This is a genomic window from Sphingomonas turrisvirgatae (genome assembly GCF_001721295.1).
Classification (GTDB): domain Bacteria; phylum Pseudomonadota; class Alphaproteobacteria; order Sphingomonadales; family Sphingomonadaceae; genus Sphingomonas; species Sphingomonas turrisvirgatae.
On record NZ_MDDS01000069.1, the window covers coordinates 1 to 906 of the forward strand.

General features: G+C 68.7%; 1 pseudogene. It reads left to right on the forward strand.

Features of this window, described 5'->3' with window-relative positions:
* Positions 1-906: pseudogene (locus BFL28_RS17515) on the forward strand (conjugal transfer protein TraN); the annotation flags it as partial.

The window sequence follows — 906 nt, forward strand, 5'->3', positions numbered from 1 at the left end:
CGCCGGTCGCAAAGACGACGGTGACCAGCGTCGCCGAGCCGAGCGCGGCTCCCGCGCGGACCACCGCCAGCATGGCCCGCACGGTTCAGCCTGCGGCAGCGAGTAATGCGGTCGCGGCCGAGCCGAGCGCGCAGTCGAGCAGTTCGACCTACACCTATCCCAAAGGGGACATGGCGGCGGCACGCGCCGCGGCGAAGGCACTGGCGACCCCGGCACGCCAGGCTTCGGGCGGCATCATCTCCTCGACCGATCTGCCCTCGACCATCCCGGGCTTCAGCAGCGGCACCCAGCCCGGCGAAGCCTATGCCGACGATCCCGACGCGCTGATCGCGGCGGGCGGGTCTGCCGCTGGCGCGAACGAGGCGTGGCAGCTCGTCACCGATCCGGGCCGCAAGGTCGTGACCGTGCCTGCCGGCGATCTCACGCGCGCGCAGGACGTCGAGAAGGACCCGAACAGCTATCTCGCCGGTCAGTCGGTGGGCGGCGCCGACGGTAGCTGCAAGCCGCTGCCTCCCAATGGCACCACCGATTATTACGAGGCGACCTGCAACAAGGGCGCGAAGCTCGAGGAAACCCCGGCGACCTGCACCGGCAGGATGGACCCGGTAATCGTCGATACGCTCAGGTACTTCTATTATGGCGTGCGCGACCAGAACGAAGGCGGCGGGTTCGCGCGCAACAGCGTGATGCAGGCCAAGGTCGGCGCCGGTCTGTGCCGGGTCGAGGCGGGCACGCCGCATATCTGCGATGCGCAGATCGAACTGGGGGCGGGCGGCGGCAACGTCGAGGCCTATCGCAAGTGGTGCAAGAAGCAGTCGTCGATGAATACCACGGCGCAGCTTTACTCCTGCTCGGCCGAAATCCCCCAGGCCGAGATCCCGGCGCACCAGAATTACGCGACCGGCA